Origin of the sequence: Shewanella baltica, from assembly GCF_900456975.1 — a bacterium.
Lineage (GTDB): Bacteria > Pseudomonadota > Gammaproteobacteria > Enterobacterales > Shewanellaceae > Shewanella > Shewanella baltica.
This window is the reverse complement of sequence record NZ_UGYM01000002.1, coordinates 4,355,397-4,374,365: the sequence shown is the minus strand read 5'-3', so window position 1 is coordinate 4,374,365 and position 18,969 is coordinate 4,355,397. Positions and strand designations below refer to the sequence as shown.

Here is an 18,969-nt window from a genome sequence, read left to right as displayed (position 1 = left end):
GATCGAGTGATGTGTTTTGCTTTATTAAAAGTGAATTAGATTGAGTCGCCAAGATAAGTTCATGATAAATAAGGTTTTTGTTTATTGGATTGTAGTTGAACACGACAACACACTATTCGACATTTGAAACTGAATGTCGGTTCTGCATTTCAATTAAATTCAGCGCTCCTTGGCAATGACTCCCCCCATTTCTTTTGTCTTTTATGGTCAGGCTACCCGCCGTAGCGGGTGAACTATGTTTAACGCCTATAGCGTGTGAATGTGTTTTTAACGGTTTAGGCGTGTAAACTTTGACTTACCTGCTTAGCGTGTACAGTAAGAGTTAAGAACAGTTTAAAGGTAAAGCTATCATGAAGGTGACCAACGCAAAGCAGTTGAGTACGTATCTAAAAGATGCGCGGCTGAACGCGCAGCTCTCGCAAAGCAAGGTGGCGAGCAAGGTAGGTATTCGCCAGGATACCGTTTCAAGCTTTGAGTTGAACCCGGATTCGACCAAATTAGAAACGCTGTTTAAGATCCTTTCTGCATTAAACCTAGAGCTAGATATAAAGGTTCGGAATCCACAGCTGGTGGATGAGCGCCGCCATGATAACGCCACAGTGCCTGAGCAAGAATGGAAGGAGGAGTGGTAATGGCAGTGCTTGATGTTTATATGAATGGCTACCTTGTGCGTGAATTGACCAAATCATCCACAGGCTCTCATCAGTTTGCGTATGCCCAGCAATGGCTAGCTATACCCGGTAGTCGCCCAATTTCTTTGTCTATGCTGCTACGCAAGCAAGCTTGTAAAGGTTTTTTTCCTGCGCCATAAAATACAAAAAGCCCTTACATTAAGGGCTTTTTGGTATCTAAAACGCGTTAACTATCATTACTCAACGTTTTGGATCTGCTCACGCATTTGCTCAATCAGTACCTTAAGCTCCACTGCGGCTGAGGTGATTTCAGTGCTGATGGATTTAGAGGCGAGAGTGTTCGATTCGCGGTTGAACTCTTGCATCATAAAATCTAAACGACGACCTTCGCTGCCGCCTTTTTTGAGGATGCGGCGCGCTTCGGCGACATGAGCTTCGAGGCGATCCATTTCTTCGGCCACATCTTGTTTTTGTGCCAGTAGCACCATTTCTTGCTCGATGCGGGCTGGGTCGAGTTCACCTTTGATTTCCGCAAGGCGGTTGGTGAGCTTTTCGCGTTGATACAACATCACAGTTGGCATGTGCTCGCGTACGACGGCGATTTGCTCGCTGACGCCGTCTAAGCGGCTTAGCAGCATGTCTTTGATAGCTTCGCCTTCACGGCCACGGGCTTCGATGAATTGATCTATGGCTGAATCGAAGGCTGTCATCAGATCGGCGCCGATGGCATCCATATCTTGTTCACCGCTTGCTAGCACGCCCGGCCAGCGCAGGATGTCGGTCAGATTGACATCGCCTTGTCCCGCTTCTTGCTTGAGCCAAGTGGCGGCGCCTAATAGCTGTTTTGCTAGCGCTTGATTCAACTGCAGCTCGTTATTGCTGTTGTCTGCCAGTTCGTAGCGCAGATTGACTTCGACTTTACCGCGGCTTAAGCGTTTACGTAGGCGGTCGCGCAGTACGGGTTCGAAACTGCGGAATTGCTCGGGTAAACGTAGGTAAGTTTCGAGATAGCGTTGATTGACTGAGCGAATTTCCCAGGAGGCAGTGCCCCATTGTGCTTTGTGCTCGATGCGAGCGTAGGCTGTCATGCTTTGGATCATGGGTTGTCCTAATGGTTTAATCGTCATAATGAGAGGCGATTATAGAGTCAATGGCTTTAGGATTAAAGGCATACAGCAAATATACCCAAGCTGCTCCGTCCCAGCGGCTGATGTTAACCACGGGGTAACGCACTTTATGCTGCGTTGGTTATTTTTAACTTAGTCCACTAGGTCCGCAAATAACCGCAATCGCCATGGATGGCGTGAATGCCATTTATGCAGGAGCAATAACCGCCTTGCCTAAAGTGCGTTAAACTCCCGCTGAATTCTGCATCTTCAGGTTGTTTGGGTATAAGGACACGGATTTGGCGTTTGAGTGTGACGAGTTTGCCAGAGAATCACCCTAAGCATGGCATCCTAAGGCTCAAGCCCTTATAATATGCAGCCAAAATCGGTCAATGACTCAGAATACAGGAATCTCGCATGCGTCCAAGTAACAGAACGCCAGCACAAACTCGTCCCATCACTATCACTCGCCAGTTTACGGCCCATGCAGAAGGTTCTGTGTTAGTGGAATTTGGCGAAACGAAAGTGCTTTGTACCGCCAGTTTTACTGAAGGTGTGCCACGTTTCCTTAAAGGTCAGGGTCAAGGCTGGGTGACGGCGGAATACGGCATGTTGCCACGTTCGACCCATAGCCGTATGGATCGTGAAGCCGCTCGCGGTAAGCAATCTGGCCGTACACAAGAAATTCAACGTCTTATCGGCCGTGCTCTGCGCGCTTGTGTGGATATGAAAGCTCTAGGCGAAAACACTATCGTGATCGATTGTGATGTGATCCAAGCTGACGGTGGCACGCGCACTGCTTCTATCACTGGCGCTTGTGTGGCCTTAGTGGATGCGCTGAACTGGGCACGTGGTAAAGGTATCATTAAATCTAACCCGCTGAAATTCCTTATCGCTGCAGTCAGCGTAGGTATTTATAAGGGTGAAGCGATAAGCGATCTAGAATATATCGAAGACAGCGCCGCTGAAACTGACATGAACGTGGTGATGACGGAAACGGGCAAGATCATCGAAATTCAAGGCACCGCCGAAGGCGAGCCATTCAGCCATGAAGAATTACTCGAACTGTTGGCATTGGCGAAGAACAGTATTCGTGAAATCGTCGATGTGCAGAAAGCCGCACTGAACTAATAGTGTGGTGATGAAAAAGCCCCGTCATGTTATAGAGTGCGGGGCTTTTTATTAGCTGCAACTTTTTATCTGCAGCAAGATGCTAGTGTTAGACAAGCCCTGTACCGAATTAAATGTTACCCAATAAAACATTACCTAATAAAAACCAATAAAATACAAAGACGTAAGGAGATATTGTGAAAGCCTATCAACGTGAGTTTATTGAATTTGCCCTAGAACGTCAGGTGTTGCGATTTGGCGAATTTACCCTTAAATCGGGTCGTATCAGTCCTTATTTCTTCAATGCGGGTTTGTTCAATACTGGCCGTGACTTGGCGCGTTTAGGCCGTTTCTATGCCGCTGCGTTAGTGGATTCAGGCATTGATTACGATTTGCTGTTTGGCCCAGCTTACAAAGGCATTCCGATTGCGACCACTACGGCGGTTGCCCTGTGTGAACACCACGATATCGATATCCCTTACTGCTTTAACCGCAAAGAGAAAAAAGATCACGGCGAAGGTGGCAGCTTAGTCGGAAGCGAGCTGAAAGGCCGCGTTATGTTGGTAGACGACGTGATCACTGCCGGTACGGCAATTCGTGAGTCGATGGAAATCATCGAAGCCCATAAGGCACAATTAGCCGGTGTGTTGATCGCCTTAGATAGACAAGAGAAAGGCAAGGGCGAGTTATCGGCTATTCAAGAGGTTGAGCGTGATTTTGGCTGTGGCATAGTGGCGATCATTAAACTTGCCGACCTCATTAGCTATTTATCAGAAAAGCCTGGAATGGAAGTGCAACTTGCCGCTGTAAGCCAGTACCGCGAGCAATACGGCATTTAAATCGAGTGCTTAGCCGCTGGTATTGATCAAGTGGCTATCACTAACTTTGTGAAATCAGTTAATCAGCTGGTAATGACCTTAGCTAGGCCGAGAAAGGTTTGATTGAGTGGGTATGAAAACAAAAAACGCTGCGATTCTATAGAAGGAATCGCAGCGTTTTTTGTTGAGTTATATTGATTGCTATTGATTTAGGCACGCTTTAAATAACGTTACGCTTCAATACACTTATTTCGACTGATGCAAAAACTCGGCGCGGGTCGCAGGGTTAGACTTGAAAATACCGCCCAGCGCTGTGGTAGTGGTCGAACTGGTTGAGTCCATCACGCCACGGGATTTGACGCAGTAATGCACAGCATCCATTTTAACCGCAACGTCTTTGGTTTCGAGCAAGGTCTGCAGCGCGACTAACACTTGCTGAGTCAAACGCTCTTGCACTTGTGGACGTTGGGCAAAGAAACGCACGATACGATTAATCTTTGATAAACCAATGATTTTTTTGCGTGGTAGATAAGCTATGGTCGCTGTGCCATCGATCGTCACTAAATGGTGTTCGCAGGTGCTGGTGAGGCTAATGTCTTGCACTCGCACCATTTCATCGAAGCCCATCTTATTGTCGATAACCGTGATCTTAGGGAAGTTCGCATAATCTAAGCCGGAGAAGATTTCATCGACGTACATTTTAGCAATGCGGCGCGGCGTATCGGCAAGGCTATCGTCTGACAGATCCAATGACATTAATGTCAGGATTTCTTTCATATGATGTTCAATCTTGTCTTTACGTTCTTCACTGCTGTAAACGCTTGGGAGCATTGGGGTTTCAAGTCCACGTTCTAATAACGCGGCTTGTACTTTTACTGCTGCTTCACTTAATGCCATCTTATCCTCCACTACGTCGTAGCGGCTATAACAGAAAACCTATGCTGAGCATCGAGTGGTACTTGGGCTGTTCAGCATCAGATACAAATTATTGTTATTCTCGCTAGGGCAAGAATAGGGGGAGGAGGATAACGCGAATTGCAGATAATTCATACCGAAAAACGCTCATGAGCCACATGAAAAAGCCGATAGTCCTTATCGGATATCGGCTTTAAATCAGCCACTGCCAATCGAGTTTAGACTGGCAGTGACGGCAAGTTTGAGTCAATCCTAAAGTTTTAGATTAGTTTTTAGGAAGCTGAGCATTTGTTCATAATATTTCGCTCTATGCTCATCGTTATAAAAACCGTGCCCTTCATTGTCCATTACCAGTTTTTGGTAAGGATAATTGTGAGCTTTTAGGCCTTTTTCGAGGGATTCGAGTTGCTCAATTGGCGCTCGATCATCTTCACCACCATGCACCAATAGTATGTTTGCTTTGAGTTTATCGACATTTTCAGAAGGAGACATTGCTTTGAGTACCGCTTTATCTTGGCCAAGAACTTCTTTGAGGTAGCTAGTGCCTGAGCGTCTACTGGCAACATCGCCTTCATTAAACATCAATTCAAGATCATATACGCCAGCTACACCTATGGCGCATTTAAACATATCTGGAGAAAGTACGGCGCTCTGCAAGGCGCTGTAACCACCAAAACTGCCGCCAACGATACAGATACGCTCCTTATCGGCGAAACCTTGGTCAATGACATATTGGGTACCGTCGATGATATCGTGTTGTATATCTGAGCCCCATTTTTGATAACCTGCACGTTCAAATTGATCGCCATACCCGCCAGAACCACGGAAGTTGACTTGTAGAACTGCTATGCCTTGGCTCGCTAGATATTGGTTTTGCGGGTCAAAGCCCCACCAGTCACGGATACCGTGTGGACCACCGTGCGGATTGACAACTAAGGGCAGATTTTTAGCTTCTTTACCGAAAGGTAGCGTTAAATAACCGTTGATTGTTTTACCATCACGACTGGTGAAACTGATGGGTTTTACCTCCGCCATTTGCTCTGGGTCGAGCCATTTTTTAGCGGCTGCTAGATATTCAAGTTTCAGTTTTTTCGTATCAAATATGTAGTAATCACCAGGATTACGATCGTTAAATGCAACTACAACGAGTTTTTCAGCATCTCGGGTTTCGCTAACAATTCGGACTTGATGGCCTGGGAGGGCACCAAGCAGATCTTTTAGTAATTTAGCGTGCGAATCTTCATTATCGACGAAGGCATAACTTGGGTAGCCATTTTCAAACTCGACGGCGTAAAGTTGTTTATTGGTGCCGTTAATCCAAAAATTGCTGGGATCAACGTTTTTATCTTGAATAATCTCGCTCTTATCGCCCGTTTCTAGATTAATCTTGTAAACCCCTAAGGTTTCGCCTTGAGAGCGACCAGCGGCATAAATCGCATTTTTATCATCGGCGAAGGAAAGTGGCTGAAAGTCGGTTAGGCCTAGGTTTAGCTTGTCGGTATTTATCCAGTCACCGTCTTTGCGGTAGAACACTTTAGTGATGTTTTTACTGTCCTCACCTGCAACGAAGCGGACTTCACCCTCATGATCTGTCATAAAACGTGCTTGACCTATCGGGGCTCCTGTTATGCGTTTACGAACCCCAGTAAACAGGTCGACTCGATATACATCTTGTTTTAATTCAATATTCAGGCTGCTCTCGTTATTCCATGGAATAGCGTTGACCAGCATATAGCGCTCATCATCTGGCAGAGGATCGAGAATAAATGCTGTGGCATTTATTGCAGTATTTTTCTTAATATTTGAACCTGTTTGTTGTTCGCCACTTTCGAAGCCAAATAGATAAGCCTTTCGTGAACCATCGGCATTCACGGCCAATAATTCTCCGTAGTACTGCGGAACATCTCTCCAGCCTTTTAGGTATTCTTTCGCCAGTACCAGTCGCTCATTATTGGCCCATTCATAGTCGCCGACTTGAGCGTTACTGGGAAAGCGTATCGCATTAAGGAGTTTTTTGGTTTGAGCATCTAAGACTAAGAGAACATTTTTCCCCTCGACACTCGTGATTGCACTTAAGTATTTACCAGTAGGAGATATTTTAACATTTGAATATTCATCACCTTTACTGAACTGCTGTGCAAGCAATAAGGTATTGCTTGCAGTGGTATCGGCTGCAAAAGTATGTAGGGACAGCATAGGCAAGCAAAGCGTAGCTAAAGTCGCTAATCGGAAGAGTTTCATCTGACATCCTTGTAAATTTATTGTGTTTTTTGTTCTGAAAATGTTTTTTCGAGGATAAAACAAAAGTGCTAGTGAGACAAGAAGGGAAGGTTAAAAATAAAGGACGATAGTTACCGTCCTTTATGTTGAAAAATCATTAGCTTTGTAAAAGCTGATGTTGGATAAAACGCCACTGTTCATCGAAGTGTGTGGTAGGTTTGAGTTTGAATTCACTTCGTACAAATTGAGCGATTCGCCCTTCGGCAAAGGCTAACAGTAAATTGGCTAATATGGCTTCGTCTAAGTTGAAGCCTTTGCCTTCCCGCAGGGTTTTTTCCCGTAGAATTTGCTTTAACTGGGTTTCAATTTTGGCAAATAAGTTACTAATACGGCTCCGCAGGCGTTCGTTTTCTCCTAGCAGCGCATCACCATTGAGGACGCGGGAAATACCCGGGTTACGCTCGGCAAAGATCAGTAACAGTTGCAGCACGAGTTGGCAGCGCTTCATGGTGTCTTTTTCGTCATCCATGATTAAATTGATGCGCGACAATAACGACTCTTCGATAAATTCGATTAAGCCTTCGAACATCCGTGCTTTACTCGGGAAGTGACGGTATAGGGCGGCTTCCGATACACCGACTTCTGAGGCCAGTTTCGCTGTGGTGATCCTTTGTCCTGGGTTGGTTTCTAGCATTTGCGCTAGGCATTGCAAAATATGTTCACGACGATTAATTTTTGGGCTTACAGCCATTGCAGTATCCTTGGCTCAATAACGACTTAGGGGATTATTTAGTGCCTGAATGGCCAAATCCGCCTTCACCACGATCTGAGCTGTCGAACTCATCAACGAGTTTGAATTGTGCTTGTACTACAGGAACAAACACCAGTTGTGCGAGACGATCGCCAATTTCTAAGGCAAAAGGACTGTCGCTACGATTCCAGCAAGACACCATTAAGGGTCCTTGGTAATCTGAATCTATGAGTCCGACCAGATTCCCCAGTACGATACCGTGTTTATGGCCAAGACCTGAGCGCGGCAAAATCACTGCAGCCAGTCCTTGATCGGCAACATGAATGGCAATCCCCGTTGGAATAAGCACGGTTTCACCCGGTGCTATAGTCAAAGTCGTGTCGATCATGGCACGAAGATCCATGCCTGCACTGCCAGGTGTAGCGTAGGCAGGTAAAGGAAATTCTGAGCCGATACGGGAGTCGAGAATTTTTAATTCAATCGGTGTTTTCATGTATTTGTTTTTTCTTTCACTATCAACGAAAGTAATTGCCGCGCCAGCGTGAGTTTGTCAGTGGCAGGCAAGTCTTGACTGCCGTGCGGCCAGAACACTCGCAGGGCATTGGCATCGGCATTAAAGCCTAGACCAGCAACGGAAACGTCGTTCGCGGCGATCATATTCAAGTTTTTACGTTTGAGTTTATCGCGCGCATAGGCTTCTACATCATGGGTTTCTGCGGCGAATCCCACCACAAAAGGACGGTTAGGTAAGCTCGCAACCGTGGCTAAGATATCAGGATTCCTCACCAGCGCAAGTTGCATTTCTTCTGCCGATTTTTTGATCTTACAGGCTGCGATGTCGCTAATGCGATAATCAGCAACGGCGGCGCAGCCAATAAAAATATCTTTTTTATCAACGTGTTCCATCACAGCGTCAAGCATATTTTGCGCCGATTCAACATCAATGCGGGTCACGCCTTCTGGGGTGCTTAGATTCACTGGGCCAGAGACTAAGGTGACTGTTGCGCCCATATCTGCCGCGGCTTTGGCTAAGGCAAAGCCCATTTTTCCAGAACTGTGATTCGAAATGTATCTGACGGGATCAATTGCCTCACGGGTTGGCCCTGCGGTAATCAGTATTGACTGTCCTGCGAGTGGCTTAAGTTCAACGGCGTCATGAGTGGCAAAAAACTGCGTAGCCCGTTCGGCGATGTCTAATGGCTCTAGCATACGACCAGGGCCGACTTCACCACAGGCCTGACTGCCACTTGCAGGTCCCCAAAGGGTAAAGCCGCGGGATGCCAGGCTGGTTAAATTCGCCTGCGTTGCCAGATTACGGTACATCTGCTGATTCATTGCCGGACACAGGGCGATAGGCGCCTCAGTGGCAAGACAAGTGGTGGTGATCAGCTCATCGGCCATGCCGGCATTAATCCGCGCCAATAGGTTTGCGGTTGCAGGGGCGATGATGACGAGATCTGCCCAACGAGCGAGTTCGATGTGGCCCATGGCTGCTTCTGCCGCAGGATCGAGTAGGCTTGAGGCAACGGGATGTCCAGATAACGCTTGCAGCGTCAAAGGCGTGATAAATTCCATCGCACTTTGGCTCATCACCACGCGCACATCAAAGCCACGCTCTTTTAAGCGACGGACTAAATCAGCACTTTTATAGGCCGCAATACCGCCGCCAATGCCCAGCAGGACGTTTTTATTTGTCAGACTCACAGACATCATCCGAGATAGAAATAATGCCGCCAACAATATCACAAAGCGGTGAATTTTAGTGACTCTCCCAGTTCAAAAAATCTCGTCCATACTCAGTAAAGTGAAAATATGTGAGATGACAGGGAGGTCGCATGGGCATTAAAGATTGGCCCGAGGGGGAAGGTCCCAGAGATAAACTGTTACAAAAAGGGGCGGGGCAGCTGTCGGATGCGGAGTTATTGGCGGTATTATTGCGGAACGGTTTGGCGGGATTAAACGCGGTTGATCTTGCAAGGTCGCTTATTAGCGAGTTTGGCGGCCTCAGAAACCTGCTTTGTGCTCCTCGAAATCAGGTGTGTCGACTTCCGGGCGTAGGACCTGTAAAATACGCCCAGCTTCAAGCTGCGGCCGAATTAGCGCGGCGTGTAGCGCAGGAAAATCTGCAAAGAGGTCAAGTTTTAACAAATCCCGATTTAACTCGGGACTATTTAATGAGACAATTGGCAGATCGCTCCTATGAAGTGTTCGCAGTTTTACTGCTGGATAGCCAGCATAGAGTGATTCAATTTGTCGAATTATTCCGCGGTACAATAGACTCAGCCTCAGTGTACCCACGTGAAGTGGTGAGCTTAGTGCTGGAGAAAAAGGCCGCAGCAGTTATAGTTTGTCATAATCATCCGTCTGGTATTGCCGAGCCCAGTCAGGCTGACCGACGAATAACTGAGCGATTAAAAAATGCGTTAGCAACCATAGACGTATCCTTATTGGACCATATGGTTGTAGGTGATCGAGAGATAGTTTCTTTTGCAGAACGAGGCTGGATTAATTAATCTAACACTTGATCTTCACTCTGTGATCGTGTATAAAATGCGCCCTCTTTGTGCCTCGGGCGACGGCCATACGAGGCACATTAATGCTCGAGCGTTAAAATTGTTTTTGGAGAAGATTGACATGTCAAGAGTATGCCAAGTTACTGGCAAGAAGCCGATGGTTGGTAACAACCGTTCGCACGCAAAAAACGCGACCCGTCGTCGTTTTTTACCTAACCTACAAAACCACCGTTTTTGGTTAGAAGAAGAAAAGCGTTTCGTACAGTTACGTGTATCTACTAAAGGTATTCGTCTGATCGACAAAAAAGGTATCGAAGTTGTTGTTGCTGAACTTCGTGCTCGTGGCGAGAAGGTATAATAGATCATGGCTAAAGCTAAAGGTAATCGTGAGAAGATCAAATTAGTTTCTACAGCTAAAACTGGTCACTTCTACACAACTGAAAAAAACAAGCGTAACATGCCTGAAAAAATGGAAATCAAAAAATTTGATCCAGTTATTCGTCAGCACGTTATCTACAAAGAAGCAAAAATCAAGTAATCCTTGGTTACTGTTTCGAGAAAAGCCCCTTATTTAAGGGGCTTTTTTTTGCGCTTTTTTTAGTAGTTAGTCATCAAGTTGAGATAATTGCCTCGCAAACTTAAGCCGCTGAATCATCCCCTGTGAAGTTAAAAAAGTGTGAACACTTGCTGAAAATATAAAATAGTGCAGTTCTAAGCACTTTAAATCATTAAAACTGCGCTTTAGTGAGAATAAATTCTTTATATGTGAATTAAAATGCAATAACATACGCGAAAGTTAGCGATTCATTCCTGGCATGTCATCGTGACGCTGCCAGCTCAAAAATGAGGTGTAAATAACGCGTGCGTACCACTGAACTGGTTGATGGATTTCGTCACTCTGCCCCCTATGTTAATGCTCACAGAGGTAAAACTTTTGTGGTCATGCTGGGTGGTGAAGCTTTGGCTCAGAATCACTTCCGCGCCATCTTAAATGATGTCGCCCTGCTGCACAGTTTAGGGATTAAAGTGGTGTTGGTATATGGCGCTAGGCCGCAGATTGATGCTGCATTAGCCGTCAATGGTATCGAACCTGCCTACCACGAAGGCGTGCGTATTACGGATGAAGACTCGCTCAAAGTGATCAAGCAAGTTGCGGGTGCACTGCAATTTGATATCACAGCGCGTTTATCCATGAGCTTAAGCAATACGCCGATGCAAGGTGCGCAAATTAACTTAGTGAGCGGCAACTTTGTGATTGCCCAGCCATTAGGCGTGGATAACGGCATCGATTTTTGCTTAAGCGGCAGAGTGCGTCGTATCGATGTGCAAGGCTTAAAACGTCAGTTAGATAATCACTGCATCGTGTTGATGGGGCCGATTGCAGCTTCTGTGACCGGTGAAAGCTTTAATTTAACCGCCGAGGAAATCGCGACCCAAGTGGCGATCAAGCTCAAAGCCGACAAGATGATCGGTTTTAGCTCACAGAACGGTATTCTCGATCGCAATGGCGACGTGATTGCCGAATTGATGCCAAACGATGCGCAAAACATCATGAGCAAGCTGGCCGAGCAAGGTTCTGCCTGCGTAGGCACTATGGCTTTTTTGAAAGCCAGTATCGATGCTTGCCGTAATGGCGTACCGCGTTGTCACTTAGTCAGCTACCTCGAAGATGGCGCTTTGCTGCAGGAACTGTTTTCTCGCGAAGGGATAGGCACGCAAATCGTGACTGAGAGTGCCGAGCGTTTACGCTGTGCGTCGATCGCTGATATTGGCGGTGTACTGAACCTTATTCGTCCATTGGAGGAACAAGGCATTCTGGTGCGTCGTAGTCGTGAGCAGCTTGAGATCGAAATCGAACAGTTCATGCTGATTGAGCGTGATGGTTTAGTGATTGGTTGCGCTGCGCTCTATCCTTTTGAAGAGGACAATGCGGGCGAGTTTGCCTGTTTGGTGGTGCATCCCGATTATCGCGATGCCGACAGAGGGAGCTTACTGCTGAAGAACATTATCAATCAGGCCAGAAACCGCGGTTATTCACGCTTGTTTGCGCTGACAACTCGGAGCATTCACTGGTTCCTCGAGCATGGTTTTGTGATTGAAGATGTTGAAGCGCTGCCACAGAAGAAAAAGCAGTTGTATAACTATCAACGTCGTTCAAAAATTCTCGCGCTCGATCTCTAAGCCGTTCTAAATCAATCCACTCAATGCCAGCCTAGTACTCATATTAGCGCTGGCATTTTTGTTGACATAATATGTCTTTGTTGGCAGATTAAGGCTTCACTGCACGGGAGATGCTGCCAATGAGTCCTCAATACTTCGAACTCGCCCCTTTCACCCAGACCTCTATCTTCAGTTTTATCGTCTTATTGCTCGGTTTAGCGGGTATCTTGCTGATGTTATGGCTAAAAAATATGCCAAAGATAGCGAAGTCGGCGAGTTTAGGCATATTGCTGGTGATGATGGGCGGATTTTCATGGGTTTTTTATCAATCCAATAGTGCCGAGTTAGTGTTAACCGATGCTGAACTCACAGTGGATGTGCCCTTCTATAAAGTGCAGTTATCCCGCGCGGATTTATTGCCCGCCGAGGCGCGCATAGTCGATTTGCAGCAAGAGGCAGATTTAACGCCGAGCTTTAAAACCAACGGCATAGGCATGCCAGGGTTTCAATTAGGCTGGTTTAATTTGCAGGGAAAAGGTAGAGCATTTCTGGCGATAACAGATAAATCGCAGTTAGTGTTAGTGCCAACGACTAAAGGCTACAGTTTATTACTGACAGTGCCGCAAGGGAGTGAATTTTTAGCACAGTTACAGAAGTCATCATCACTTCTGTAACTGTGTATCGGCGTGATAATGATCACGCCGCTTTGCGTTTATAGGCCATATCTAAGGTAAAAACGAGCAGCGCGCTCCAGATAAAGCCGAAGGTCACGCCTTTTTCTGCATCGAAGGGCTCATTAAACAGACTCACTGCTAGGATGAACATAATACTTGGGCCGATATATTGGAAAAATCCAAGCATAGACAATGGAATCCGTACCGCCGCCCCTGCAAAACAGAGTAAAGGAATCGTGGTCACTATTCCCGCTGCCATTAACATCAGATTCAGTTGCCAATCGTTTGTCAGCATGCTTGCTGTCGCTGTGTCTAAGGTCGCGACCAGGTAAATTAGCGCGACTGGTAATAACACTGCGGTTTCGACCAATAAGCCAGCCTTAGCATCCACATTGACCTTTTTTCGCAGCAGCGCATAGAAACCAAAGGTGCCCGCGAGTGCCAGTGAGACAATTGGAATAGAGCCAAAAGAGATTAATTGGATCAACACACCAGCACTGGCGAGTGCGACCGCAAACCATTGCAGCTTACGTAACCTTTCGCCTAGAAATAACATACCAAGCAAGACGTTGAGCAGAGGGTTAATAAAGTAACCTAGGCTGGCATCGAGCATGTGATCGTTATTCACCGCCCAGATAAATAGCAGCCAGTTTCCCGCGATCAGTATGGAAGTAATGGTGAGAACCATCAGCTGTTTAGGTTGTTTAAACAGTAAGCGTAAGCGTGAGAACCCGCCGATAAACTGCATGATGATCAGCATAAACACGAATGACCAAATCACCCGATGGAGCAAAATTTCGGTGGCGGAGACATGATTGAGTAATTTGAAATATAAAGGCGCAAAACCCCACATGCAGTAAGCACTGACGGCGAGTAGGATCCCTTTGCGGTATTCAAGATCTTGCATGAGACATCTTCGAAGGACAACAAGACGGCGATTGTAGGTGTGTCTGACCGCTGACTCAAGGGCATCGCCGCGTTCTTTTGGTTACAGAATATCTCGATAAGAGATTGAATGGCCGATCAACGCCAGTAAACATCTTACTAATCAAGATGTTTACTGGCTTTGAACTTTAAGACGGTAAATGAGTGTTCTGCGGTGAAGCGGCTAGCCCACCATATAAGTGCCTGTCCCAAAAGCGATATGTGTGCCTTGCTCATTATGCAATTCCATGCGGCACACAGACACCCGATTGCCCGCACGGATCACGCTGCCCGTCCCGGTAAAGGTGAGGCCGCGCCCCGGCCGCAGATAATCGACGCGCATGTCGATAGTGCCTAGGGTTTGCAGGCGTTGCTGCAGCTCTTCGACCGTCCAATCATCACGACTGGCAACCAGTCCTGCAAAGGCGGTGAGTCCGCCAACCACATCGAGTACCGTTGCTGTCACACCGCCGTGGAGGATTTGCTGGTGGATATTGCCAATTAGCTCAGGCTTCATGTTGATCACGACTTCAACGCCATCAATGTCATAACGCTTGATATCGAGTCCGAGTAGATTATGGAAAGGGACATGTTGATCAAATACTGCTGCGACTCTTCTCAAAGCTTCGGCTTGGATTGGGCTGGTCATTATTGGGTCCTTGTCACTGAGTGACTGCATTAGGCGTAATTGGATTTGTTATCAACACTGAGATGAACCAAGTGCGGCTTAGAGCAATTAATCTACAGTGAAGCTCACCGCGAATGCAACTCTGTCGCTGAAATGAAGGTACTGTAACGAAATAACCTAGACGGATGATCTCATATTGACGCAAGACAGAAGCGGTTTAGGCCTCTATACACAAGTTAGCGCAACCTGTGAGTTTCAGAGTGCCCTAGGCGCTCCGTCTCGGCGGGTTTTAAAGTACTTTACCCCGCGTTCGTTATTTTTGGCTTAGTCCACTAGGGGTTAAAATAGCTACAATCGCGATGAATGGCCTCGTCTAAAGTACTTTAAATTACCGCTGAATCCTGCATTTTGAGCTAGTTTGGGTATAGAATAGGCCCCCTCACTTTTGACATAGAAGATCCATGGAAAAGCTCGTACTCGACACGCATGATGATCCGCTCTCGCAACGCCTCGCACAGGTATTTGGTTACCGTGACTTTAGGGACGGTCAGCGGGAGGTGATAGAACGTGTCTGCGGCGGGCAAGATTGCTTAGTGATCATGCCAACGGGCGGCGGTAAGAGTCTTTGCTATCAACTCCCCGCGTTGCTGATGGATGGCATTACGATTGTTGTATCTCCATTGATTTCTTTGATGAAAGATCAAGTCGATAGCTTGTTGCAAACCGGTGTTGCAGCGGCTTATCTCAATTCTTCATTGCCGCGAGAGCAGAGCGCCGAAGTATTAAGGCAGCTGCGCCACGGTGAGTTAAAACTGCTTTATGTGTCACCAGAGCGCTTATTAAGCGCAGATTTTATTGAGCGAATGCAGTCGTTGCAGCTAGCGATGTTTGCCATCGACGAGGCGCACTGTATTAGTCAATGGGGTCATGATTTTCGCCCTGAATATGCGGCGCTTGGCCAGCTAAAACAACTCTTTCCCTATGTGCCTATGATGGCGCTGACGGCAACGGCGGATCAGGCGACACGGCAGAGTATTTGCGAGCGACTTGGGATTGACCCGTTCCGTTTACTCTCGAGTTTCGACAGGCCTAATATTCGCTACACAGTGGCGGAAAAGCTCAATGCTGCGAATCAGTTACGGCATTTTTTAACCCAGCAAAATGGCACCAACGGGATTATTTACTGTAGTAGTCGTCGCCGTGTCGACGAAGTAGCCGATCGTTTATGTCTGCAAGGTTTTAATGCTAAGGCCTATCATGCGGGAATGACGCAGGAAGATCGTGGCGCAGTGCAGGACAGTTTCCTTAAGGATCAAATCGATATCGTGGTCGCCACTGTGGCTTTCGGTATGGGGATCAACAAGTCGAATGTGCGCTTTGTGGTGCATTACGATATTCCTAAAAGTATCGAAGCCTATTATCAGGAAACGGGCCGAGCGGGCCGTGATGGCCTTGATGCCGAGGCCTTTATGTTGTTTGATCCTGCCGATATTGGCCGGGTGCGACATTTGATTGAACAGTCTGAGCCCGGGCCGCAGCAGCAAGTCGAATTTCATAAACTTAATACCATGGCGGCGTTTGCTGAGGCGCAAACCTGCCGTCGCCAAGTGCTATTGCATTACTTTGATGAGAGCGCACTAGAGCCCTGTGGTAACTGCGATATTTGCCTCGATCCACCCAAGCGTTATAACGGCACCGAAGATGCGCAAAAGGTGTTGTCATGTATTTTCCGTTTAGGCCAGCGTTTTGGTATTAATCACTTAATTGAAGTGTTGCGCGGCTCGAAAGGCGCCCCGATTGTTGACCGAGGCCATGATAAACTTACGACTTGGGGAATTGGCAAAGATAAGAGTCATGAGTATTGGTTGAGCGTGATCCGTCAGTTAATCCATTTGGGACTGGCGAGTCAAGATGTGACGCGAGGTTCATCTATAACCTTAAACCCATCGGCACGACCTGTACTCAAAGGTGAGGTGGCGTTAATGCTCGCGGAACCGCGTATTCAGTTAACGACCGCAAAACGTAAGGTGAGCCAGTCTAAGGCGCCGCTGAACTACGACCGTAAGCTGTTCGCGCGACTCAAGTTACTGCGAAGAACCATAGCTGAGCAGCAAGATGTGCCGCCGTATTTAGTGTTTAACGATGCGACGCTGGCGGAAATGGCGGCCATGATGCCGACCAGTGCAGGGGAAATGCTCGCCGTTAACGGAGTGGGCGAGCGTAAACTGAGTCGTTTCGGCGACGCTTTTCTCGATGAGATCGCGGCTTATTTAGCGGGAGAATAATGGTTTGGATTATTCTCACTGATTTTAACCTTGCCTAATTGATTGATACTGGCGCGCTTAATTAAAGACTCTAACGTATCAAACTGCTGCATTGCCGCGATACCAATATTGACCTTGCTTGACCCCTGCCAAGGTTGAATACAGGCCACTAATTGATTGACTACTTTCTTAGCACCAGCTGCAGAGGTGTGCGGTAGAATAATCACAATTTCATCCATCGAATATCGGATCAACTTATCTTGCTCTCGCAGTCTGTGCTGTAGCTCATCTTGCAGAGGCGGCAAGTCAACTTGCCGTATTTGACTCGCATTAAAAAGTAATAAAGACAGCGGATAATTACCTTGTTTGGCAATGTTTAAGGCCGATGTGACTTGTTGGAGCAGAGTTTCCGCAGGCTCCTCGCCTTCGATACGGGGCACGCGATTATTTTGCTTATCAATCAAATACCAAATAGCCCCGCCGAGTAACGTCATCGCAATTAAGAACAAAGTGCTATAGGCCCAATCTAGATTTAACTCTTGGAGGATCGATGCCTTTTCTGGCGCAGGACTATTCTGATCCTGTTGCAAATCTTGTTGATTCAGGCGGGCTTTAAATTGCAATATCCGTGCAGTGTTCATCCCTTGATTGGCGAGTTCGGCAGCTCGATAGCGTTTGAGTAAGAAAGAATAGGCCTGCTTAAAATCTCCTTGCACTAAGTAGTGATCGCTCATGATCCCGTAAAATCCTTTGAGATCAGAATACTGCTTTAGATTTTCAGCTTGTTCAATGGCGTGATTCATTAGGATTAATGCGGCATCGTCTTGATGTTGGGCAAAGCGTATTTGTGCCAGCAGACGGGTCGAGCGCATCATAGCCAATTGCTGATTGTGCTTCTTGAAGGTATTGATGGCGATAGAAAGGTATTCTTCGGCTGTGTCGATGCGGCCTTTATCGAGCGCGATCGATGCCAAAATGGCATAGCTGTAGGCAAGCTCAAGTGGCGAACCGAGTTCAGGTAGTAGTGCCTTTGCTTGTTTTTCGAGTTTATCACTGTAATCGAATTCTTGATTATCGAGCGCTATTCTGGCCGCATTTCGTAGAATGATATGTAACACTTTGCCCTTGGCATCTGAGCTCTGTATTCCTAAGTTGGTGTAATACATGGCCTGAGGGAAATCATGGGTTGCGTAGAGTAAATTACCCATGGCCGCATAAATATAAGCCTGTGGTGGCCAAACCCAATTCTGGGTCTGAGTATGAATGTCTGGATAAATATCGATGGCCAGACGTAAATCTTCGATGGCAGAGGAAAAGTTATCTGTGTCGGTATCGAGCTGACCACGTAAACGCAAGGCATCGACTAAGGCTTGGGGTTGTTGATAGCGTCGCGCTAAGGTAATGGCTGAATCCAGCAAGGGCAGCGCATTCTGAATATTGTTGTAGTTGAGATTGGCGTCGGCTTGGCAAATCAAAAAGTAGGGGCGAACTTGATCGAGCTTAAGCTGCTTAGCATTGGCCTCGCCTAGCTGAGCCACGTTGATCGCAGCTTCGTTCTCACCCAGTTGCAGCAGATTTTGGCATTTCAATACACTCAATCTGAGTCGATTAATGTCAGAAGTGGCACTGGTTGTAAATTGTTTTTCTAAGGCAGTGATTTGAGTCAGGGCTTTACTGGGATATTGGTAGACGAGTTCTGTGAGCTCATCTAACTGGTCTATAGCACTCGCCCCAAAGGGGATCAGCCATAACAACAGGCTCAGTACCAAGACGCGAAAATCCATTTTGTGCTCCATAAAATGCGTAAGCTCTAATATCCGTAATCACTAAGGCGAGATTATAACTTTTCTTAATCGTTTTTTGCATAAAAAACTATTATTTTCTAAGGGGAATAAGTTAACACATCCCAGTGCTTTCTGAATCCAAACAGCGAGTTAATTCTGTGGAATCGATCACTTATTTGGGGATAAAACTCATAGTTATTGGCCTTAAGAGAGGTCGAATGAGTGGAACATGAAAAAATTAGGGTTGACACTCTCGGCTAGGCAAGTTAAATATTAACCGTCCCAGATTATTTGAACAGAATAAATATTTAAATAAAATGAATATAATTAGTAGCAAACTCGACCTCCTACTCTCTCTCCTCGCGGTTTATACGCGGAGGTCTTAGTGTTGCACGCTCGATAAATAGGCAAAGCATTCACAAACCCCGCACAAATGTTGCGGGGTTTTTTGTATCTGAATACGGCAAAAG

General features: G+C 46.6%; 19 protein-coding genes. 10 read left to right on the top strand and 9 right to left on the bottom strand.

The features are described from left to right. Positions 1-350: 350 nt before the first annotated feature. Together DYH48_RS19535 and DYH48_RS19530 are read left to right on the top strand one after the other, a co-directional pair. The gene (locus DYH48_RS19535; RefSeq protein WP_006079858.1) at positions 351-632 is read left to right on the top strand and encodes a helix-turn-helix domain-containing protein; all 282 of its coding nucleotides are present in this window, start codon (positions 351-353) and stop codon (positions 630-632) included. Then, the gene (locus tag DYH48_RS19530; protein WP_011982214.1) at positions 632-811 is read left to right on the top strand and encodes a HipA N-terminal domain-containing protein; all 180 of its coding nucleotides are present in this window, start codon (positions 632-634) and stop codon (positions 809-811) included. Before DYH48_RS19535 ends, DYH48_RS19530 begins: the two co-directional genes overlap by 1 nt. A 57-nt stretch (positions 812-868) precedes the next feature. Here DYH48_RS19530 and DYH48_RS19525 read toward each other — a convergent pair whose 3' ends face one another. Further along, the gene (locus tag DYH48_RS19525) at positions 869-1,732 is read right to left on the bottom strand and encodes a YicC/YloC family endoribonuclease (RefSeq protein ID WP_006086670.1); all 864 of its coding nucleotides are present in this window, start codon (positions 1,730-1,732) and stop codon (positions 869-871) included. A 423-nt stretch (positions 1,733-2,155) separates the two neighbouring features. Between DYH48_RS19525 and rph the strand changes: the two genes are divergently transcribed. Together rph and pyrE are read left to right on the top strand one after the other, a co-directional pair. Beyond that, positions 2,156-2,869, top strand: coding sequence for a ribonuclease PH (rph, locus tag DYH48_RS19520; RefSeq protein WP_006079862.1), 714 nt, complete (start codon positions 2,156-2,158; stop codon positions 2,867-2,869). A 176-nt stretch (positions 2,870-3,045) separates the two neighbouring features. Beyond that, positions 3,046-3,687 carry an orotate phosphoribosyltransferase gene (pyrE, locus tag DYH48_RS19515; RefSeq protein ID WP_006079863.1) on the top strand — a complete coding sequence of 214 codons (642 nt, stop codon included), beginning with the start codon at positions 3,046-3,048 and terminating at the stop codon, positions 3,685-3,687. A 225-nt stretch (positions 3,688-3,912) separates the two neighbouring features. On the opposite strand, the gene folE is transcribed toward pyrE, so the two are convergent. The 5 genes from folE to coaBC all read right to left on the bottom strand — a co-directional run bounded on the left by folE (position 3,913) and on the right by coaBC (position 9,265). Then, positions 3,913-4,563, bottom strand: a complete 651-nt coding sequence (gene folE, locus DYH48_RS19510; protein WP_006079864.1) for a GTP cyclohydrolase I FolE — start codon at positions 4,561-4,563, stop codon at positions 3,913-3,915. A gap of 270 nt (positions 4,564-4,833) precedes the next feature. Beyond that, positions 4,834-6,822: an alpha/beta hydrolase family protein gene (locus DYH48_RS19505; RefSeq protein WP_115335680.1), complete on the bottom strand. Its 1,989-nt coding sequence runs from the start codon at positions 6,820-6,822 to the stop codon at positions 4,834-4,836. A gap of 136 nt (positions 6,823-6,958) precedes the next feature. Continuing rightward, on the bottom strand, positions 6,959-7,552 hold the full coding sequence (slmA, locus tag DYH48_RS19500; RefSeq protein WP_006079866.1) for a nucleoid occlusion factor SlmA: 594 nt from the start codon (positions 7,550-7,552) through the stop codon (positions 6,959-6,961). A gap of 34 nt (positions 7,553-7,586) precedes the next feature. After that, positions 7,587-8,045, bottom strand: coding sequence for a dUTP diphosphatase (gene dut, locus DYH48_RS19495; protein ID WP_006079867.1), 459 nt, complete (start codon positions 8,043-8,045; stop codon positions 7,587-7,589). After that, a complete protein-coding gene (gene coaBC / locus DYH48_RS19490) occupies positions 8,042-9,265 on the bottom strand; it encodes a bifunctional phosphopantothenoylcysteine decarboxylase/phosphopantothenate--cysteine ligase CoaBC (protein ID WP_115335679.1) in 1,224 nt (407 codons plus the stop codon). The genes dut and coaBC overlap by 4 nt, the downstream gene beginning before the upstream one ends. Positions 9,266-9,387: 122 nt before the next feature. On the opposite strand from coaBC, the gene radC reads away from it, so the two are divergent. From radC to DYH48_RS19465, 5 genes are all read left to right on the top strand, one after another. After that, positions 9,388-10,065: a RadC family protein gene (gene radC, locus DYH48_RS19485; RefSeq protein ID WP_006079869.1), complete on the top strand. Its 678-nt coding sequence runs from the start codon at positions 9,388-9,390 to the stop codon at positions 10,063-10,065. A 121-nt stretch (positions 10,066-10,186) separates the two neighbouring features. Continuing rightward, the gene (gene rpmB, locus DYH48_RS19480) at positions 10,187-10,423 is read left to right on the top strand and encodes a 50S ribosomal protein L28 (protein WP_006079870.1); all 237 of its coding nucleotides are present in this window, start codon (positions 10,187-10,189) and stop codon (positions 10,421-10,423) included. A 6-nt stretch (positions 10,424-10,429) separates the two neighbouring features. Next, a complete protein-coding gene (gene rpmG / locus DYH48_RS19475; protein ID WP_006079871.1) occupies positions 10,430-10,603 on the top strand; it encodes a 50S ribosomal protein L33 in 174 nt (57 codons plus the stop codon). Positions 10,604-10,926: 323 nt separating this feature from the next. Next, positions 10,927-12,246 (top strand): amino-acid N-acetyltransferase, encoded by a 1,320-nt coding sequence (gene argA / locus DYH48_RS19470; protein WP_006079872.1) that lies wholly within the window; start codon positions 10,927-10,929, stop codon positions 12,244-12,246. Positions 12,247-12,365: 119 nt separating this feature from the next. Next, a complete protein-coding gene (locus DYH48_RS19465; RefSeq protein ID WP_115336170.1) occupies positions 12,366-12,899 on the top strand; it encodes a PH domain-containing protein in 534 nt (177 codons plus the stop codon). A 22-nt stretch (positions 12,900-12,921) separates the two neighbouring features. Here DYH48_RS19465 and rarD read toward each other — a convergent pair whose 3' ends face one another. Beyond that, on the bottom strand, positions 12,922-13,806 hold the full coding sequence (gene rarD, locus DYH48_RS19460; RefSeq protein ID WP_006079874.1) for an EamA family transporter RarD: 885 nt from the start codon (positions 13,804-13,806) through the stop codon (positions 12,922-12,924). Positions 13,807-14,007: 201 nt separating this feature from the next. Continuing rightward, positions 14,008-14,472: a thioesterase family protein gene (locus DYH48_RS19455; protein ID WP_006079875.1), complete on the bottom strand. Its 465-nt coding sequence runs from the start codon at positions 14,470-14,472 to the stop codon at positions 14,008-14,010. 440 nt (positions 14,473-14,912) lie between these two features. Here DYH48_RS19455 and recQ point away from each other — a divergent pair, with 440 nt between their 5' ends. Beyond that, a complete protein-coding gene (recQ, locus tag DYH48_RS19450; RefSeq protein WP_115335678.1) occupies positions 14,913-16,736 on the top strand; it encodes a DNA helicase RecQ in 1,824 nt (607 codons plus the stop codon). Here recQ and DYH48_RS19445 read toward each other — a convergent pair. Further along, on the bottom strand, positions 16,718-18,499 hold the full coding sequence (locus tag DYH48_RS19445) for a tetratricopeptide repeat-containing diguanylate cyclase (RefSeq protein WP_115335677.1): 1,782 nt from the start codon (positions 18,497-18,499) through the stop codon (positions 16,718-16,720). The genes recQ and DYH48_RS19445 overlap by 19 nt on opposite strands. Positions 18,500-18,969: the final 470 nt, after the last annotated feature.

Excerpts from the sequence above, each read along its gene's own strand:
- DYH48_RS19455 (WP_006079875.1), bottom strand. The coding sequence starts at position 14,472 with ATGACCAGCCCAATCCAAGCCGAAGCTTTGAGAAGAGTCGCAGCAGTA.
- rarD (WP_006079874.1), bottom strand. The coding sequence starts at position 13,806 with ATGCAAGATCTTGAATACCGCAAAGGGATCCTACTCGCCGTCAGTGCT.
- slmA (WP_006079866.1), bottom strand. The coding sequence starts at position 7,552 with ATGGCTGTAAGCCCAAAAATTAATCGTCGTGAACATATTTTGCAATGC.
- folE (WP_006079864.1), bottom strand. The coding sequence starts at position 4,563 with ATGGCATTAAGTGAAGCAGCAGTAAAAGTACAAGCCGCGTTATTAGAA.
- radC (WP_006079869.1), top strand. The coding sequence starts at position 9,388 with ATGGGCATTAAAGATTGGCCCGAGGGGGAAGGTCCCAGAGATAAACTG.
- recQ (WP_115335678.1), top strand. The coding sequence starts at position 14,913 with ATGGAAAAGCTCGTACTCGACACGCATGATGATCCGCTCTCGCAACGC.
- DYH48_RS19535 (WP_006079858.1), top strand. The coding sequence starts at position 351 with ATGAAGGTGACCAACGCAAAGCAGTTGAGTACGTATCTAAAAGATGCG.
- rph (WP_006079862.1), top strand. The coding sequence starts at position 2,156 with ATGCGTCCAAGTAACAGAACGCCAGCACAAACTCGTCCCATCACTATC.
- dut (WP_006079867.1), bottom strand. The coding sequence starts at position 8,045 with ATGAAAACACCGATTGAATTAAAAATTCTCGACTCCCGTATCGGCTCA.
- rpmG (WP_006079871.1), top strand. The coding sequence starts at position 10,430 with ATGGCTAAAGCTAAAGGTAATCGTGAGAAGATCAAATTAGTTTCTACA.
- DYH48_RS19445 (WP_115335677.1), bottom strand. The coding sequence starts at position 18,499 with ATGGATTTTCGCGTCTTGGTACTGAGCCTGTTGTTATGGCTGATCCCC.
- DYH48_RS19505 (WP_115335680.1), bottom strand. The coding sequence starts at position 6,822 with ATGAAACTCTTCCGATTAGCGACTTTAGCTACGCTTTGCTTGCCTATG.
- rpmB (WP_006079870.1), top strand. The coding sequence starts at position 10,187 with ATGTCAAGAGTATGCCAAGTTACTGGCAAGAAGCCGATGGTTGGTAAC.
- DYH48_RS19525 (WP_006086670.1), bottom strand. The coding sequence starts at position 1,732 with ATGATCCAAAGCATGACAGCCTACGCTCGCATCGAGCACAAAGCACAA.
- DYH48_RS19465 (WP_115336170.1), top strand. The coding sequence starts at position 12,366 with ATGAGTCCTCAATACTTCGAACTCGCCCCTTTCACCCAGACCTCTATC.
- DYH48_RS19530 (WP_011982214.1), top strand. The coding sequence starts at position 632 with ATGGCAGTGCTTGATGTTTATATGAATGGCTACCTTGTGCGTGAATTG.
- coaBC (WP_115335679.1), bottom strand. The coding sequence starts at position 9,265 with ATGATGTCTGTGAGTCTGACAAATAAAAACGTCCTGCTGGGCATTGGC.